5 protein-coding genes are annotated in these 4,185 nt (G+C 39.8%); all 5 read left to right on the plus strand.

All coding sequences use genetic code 11. From position 1 onward, the window contains the following. A partial coding sequence (locus ACIFO6_RS23615; RefSeq protein WP_430042260.1) for a tyrosine-type recombinase/integrase occupies positions 1-196 on the plus strand: 196 nt, incomplete at its 5' end. A 202-nt stretch (positions 197-398) separates the two neighbouring features. Continuing rightward, on the plus strand, positions 399-1,922 hold the full coding sequence (gene terL / locus ACIFO6_RS23620) for a phage terminase large subunit (protein WP_430044444.1): 1,524 nt from the start codon (positions 399-401) through the stop codon (positions 1,920-1,922). 84 nt (positions 1,923-2,006) lie between these two features. Further along, positions 2,007-2,315, plus strand: a complete 309-nt coding sequence (locus ACIFO6_RS23625) for a hypothetical protein (protein WP_430044446.1) — start codon at positions 2,007-2,009, stop codon at positions 2,313-2,315. 84 nt (positions 2,316-2,399) lie between these two features. Beyond that, on the plus strand, positions 2,400-3,194 hold the full coding sequence (locus tag ACIFO6_RS23630) for a hypothetical protein (protein ID WP_430044447.1): 795 nt from the start codon (positions 2,400-2,402) through the stop codon (positions 3,192-3,194). A gap of 223 nt (positions 3,195-3,417) precedes the next feature. Then, on the plus strand, positions 3,418-4,185 hold a 768-nt coding region (locus ACIFO6_RS23635), incomplete at its 3' end, for a phage portal protein (RefSeq protein WP_430044449.1).

Genomic DNA, 4,185 nt, shown 5'->3' on the forward strand with positions numbered 1-4,185 from the left:
CAAATACGGGGATCGGATCAACGTGAAGGTCACACCACATATGCTGAGACATACACTTGGCTATAAGCTGGTGAAGACGACTCCATTGACGACCATCCAACAAATCCTTGGACATGATCACGTAGCAACAACCAATATTTATACCCTAACAACACAGCAGGATATGGCTGAAGCCTTGGCAAATATCGAGTGGTAAGCAGCCACTCTTTTTGTCGTGGATGGAGGGGGTCTTCTATTTGTAGAAACAGAGCCGCCAGCAAAGGGTGCAGAAATTTTTGTGATAATTTTATAGTGAACATGAGAAAGGAGTTATACCGATTGAAACGATAAAGCAAGAAGAACAGCGACAAGCTGAGCTGCTTAAACAGTATATGGAGAAGCATTTTAAGCCGCCCAAAATGAAACAACTAATTGAAACGTTCTCTTTCTCTGAACTACGCAAGCTAATCGGTGAGATGGACATTGAATTTTTTGCCTTGGCCTATTTCCCTAAATATTTTGATCGAGTATTTGGCAAGTTTCACAAAGATCTATTCACGGAATTAAGACATATGCTTGCCCATACTGGACTGATTACGGCCTTCGGACTCCCAAGGGAACACGGAAAGTCAACGATCAGTTCTTTTTTATTTCCGCTGTATGCGACTTTATATGATAAATCACAGTTTACGCTGATCATATCAGCCACCGAGCAGATTGCATTGCCGTTTTTGGATATGATCAAAGATGAGCTAGAGACAAATACGATGCTGATTGAGGATTTCGGTATCTGTAAAGGTAGTCGCTGGAACAACAATGAAATTTGGCTGAAGAGTAAAGGTGGACTGGATTCCTGCATTATGATTCGTGGGATTGACGGTTCACTTCGAGGCATTCACTATAAGCATCATCGTCCTACGCTAGTTTTAATGGATGACTTGCTCAAGGAAGATACGGCACGATCCGAGGCCAAACGAGAACAGATTAAAAATACATTTACGGACGTGATTCTTCCTATTGGCACAAGGGATACGAATATTCTGATCTGTGGAACCATTCTCAATGAAGAAGATATCATGGCCGATCTGCTCAAGGGTAAAATCCCAGGTGTGCGAAGTGTTCGTAAAGCAGCAGTGCTTCAGTTTTCAGAACGAGACGATTTATGGTCAGAGTGGGAGCGACAATATAATAATCTCCAAGACGAGGATAGGATCAATACGGCTTTGTCTTTCTTTATGGCCCATGAAAAAGAAATGCTAGAGGGTACGAAAATCCTGTGGAGCGAGTATTTGGACTATTATTATTTGATGTGCAAGAAGCAAGCTATGGGTGAAAAGTCATTTTTTAAAGAATTACAAAACGATCCGCGTTCAACAGACGAATACATATTTCAGGATATCATGTATTGGGACAGGCTACCTGAGTTTGATGAAATGGAAATGGCGATGTACATTGATCCAGCCATTAAAGCCGGGAAGAAAAATGACTATTCGGCTATTTCAATTATTGGTCAGCACAGGAAGACGAAGCAAATGTATGTCATCGACGGGAATATCTATAAACTGTTGCCGGATGATTTGTTCCAAGTGGCTATTGAGAAATTGAAGCTTTATCCTGTAGATAAGCTCGGCTTTGAAGTCAATCAGGCACAGAGCTATATGAAGCAAAAATTTGAAGAAGAGCTATGGAAGGCGAAGATACATACGCCAGTTGAAAGTGTCCATTCCAAGGGGCAGAAGCATGAACGTATTATTAGCTTGGAGCCGGAAGTGAAGAAGGGTCATATTCTGTTCAATTCAGATAACCTCAGATATAATAACCAGATAAAAGATTATAACCGAAACTGCCAATATGATGATGCGCCAGATAGTTTATATGGGGCTGTTCAATTGATTCAGTCGATCAAGAGTTTAAAGTTTTATGATCGAGGCTTATTATTTTGAGACTTTTGCTAGATACTCATTCATTATTTTGATCCAATTTTGTTAAGCTAATAGGCAGGAGAACTTAACCAGTTACCCAATTAGTTGTTTGTATTGTTGCAAGGAAAGGGGATGCAAATGGCCATTTGTTTGGACTACGAGTTAGTTGAGATAAGAGGAACCGTTGCTGTGTATAAATTTGGAAACTGCTTGAAGGAATTAGATGGAATTTTTGAGATTGATCTACCCAAGTTGATAAGTGGGGAAATATCGATGCAAGCACCAATTGGTGAAGTAGTGAAACTAAAGAATGACAACCAATCTCAAGCTAAGGCCATCAAAGTATTTGGAAAGATATATAAACATTATCTTGAACATCACGAATATCCTACAAAGGGTGGATATTATGCTTAGTTAATCGGAGTTTATTCTTTTTATCTTATAACGATCAATGGAAGATATAAAAATTACTTAGTGGACTTGAAAAGGAGCGGGAATATGGGCCTGGATGCTTATGTAGTATGCAATTGTGTGAAGGAAGGAAATGTTAAGCCTCCCCCTTTTGATATAAGCTTGCTGGAAATTACGGACGAAGGAATCGACATACTGGAATCTGTAAATGACGAAACCTATGAGCTTTATCAGCAGTGGCGGGAGAACGCTTGCGAGCATGAAGACTTTTACTATTATCAAGACCGGGTTTTTAATGTCGCAGGAGGAAATTTCTTTTATGGAATCATTGAGCGGTTGGGGCAGGACAAATTCCCATTATTATTTTCAATTGGGGAGAAGTCACTCTCCGCCGATCAGGCCGAAAAAGCTTTAAAGGAACTGGATATTTTTGAATCAGGAGCAAGCAAGCTGCAAGGGATTTTCCTCGTAGATACTGTATCTAATGATGAATATGGGAGATCTCTTCCTGGAGAGGATAAGTGGTTCTTATCATCTGGAGGCGAGCACACTTATCAGTTAAACGACCGAGGATTCTGTATTCTAGACAGAGACCATCGTGAGCTTTTTCATTCAGTAGCGTTCGCCCAGGAAGTAATGAGTGTTGAAAAAGAAGGACGGAAGTATAAGCATGCAAGATTTCATGATTTGGAGATGGGACGAATTTTTGAATCTTCTTATCCTCTAAGCCGAAAGATATGGGGAATCGATGAGCTGTATTATCCAAAATCTTTTCAGGTCGTACAGAGAAATCTAAAGGGATCTGACTCTCGACCCGCGCGAGTACTAAGAAGCCTGTTTGAGGCTTCCTTACAGATAGGTAATCCGATCATTTGGGCATAAAGAGACCTGAGATGAAGCATTTGAATATTAACGGAATACGATCCTGTGCTGATTACAAATCCAGACTTTTTGAGATAGCTTAATATTATTGTTAACTTAGCATAATTGAGCTAACGGGAAACTTTAGTTCAACAAGGAACTACCTTATTAAAGGTGGTTTTTTTATTTATGAAGAAATTAACAACCAACAATTACATAGCCCATTTTGAAAGGATTCGATGAGATGCAAGTAACCGAACAAATCATATTAGAGTGTCTAAATGAACTCCACTCGACTGCAATAGCTAAACAGAAATATTCAGATTATTACAATGGGCATCACTCCATTCTCAAGAACTATGCGATGCAAGAAAGTCGCAGTAACCAAAAGCTTATTTTCAATTTCCCTCGTAAGTTCGTGGATAATGAAGTGGGCTATCTGCTTGGAAAGCCAGTAAATTATGTGTCCAAGTCGGATCAGGATGAAGCCATACATAATATAGATGTACATATGAGTCATTGGGACAAAGAGCATAATTTACAGCTTCGGAAACAATCCGAAATCTTTGGCGAGAGCTTTGAATTGAACTATATCGATTCGGATGGTCAGTTCTCAGCCACAGTATTATCTCCTTTGAATGCGTTTGTGTTAGAGGACGGAACAGCAGAAAGAAATGTATTGCTTGGTCTACATAAATTTACGAGAAGGTTTGATAAGCAAGTGTATCTGGACGTGTATACCGACCGTGAAATCCTACACTATACAATCGGCAACGATGATAAACACAATCGGAGTAGGCAAAATCAATCACCCGAATTAAAATATATCGGCAAGCATAATCACATCTTTGGAAGAGTCCCGCTTATTTCCTGTCCAGCTAATACAGAGAGGAAAAGTGGCTTCCATGATGTGATTTCTTTATTTGATGCTTATAACGCATTGAATTCCGATTTGGTCAATGAAATCGCAGATCATCGCAACGCCTATCTGGTGATTGAGAATGCCAAGTTG

The sequence above is a fragment of the Paenibacillus sp. NRS-1781 genome (assembly GCF_050467745.1).
In the GTDB taxonomy this organism is placed as follows: domain Bacteria; phylum Bacillota; class Bacilli; order Paenibacillales; family Paenibacillaceae; genus Paenibacillus; species Paenibacillus terrae_A.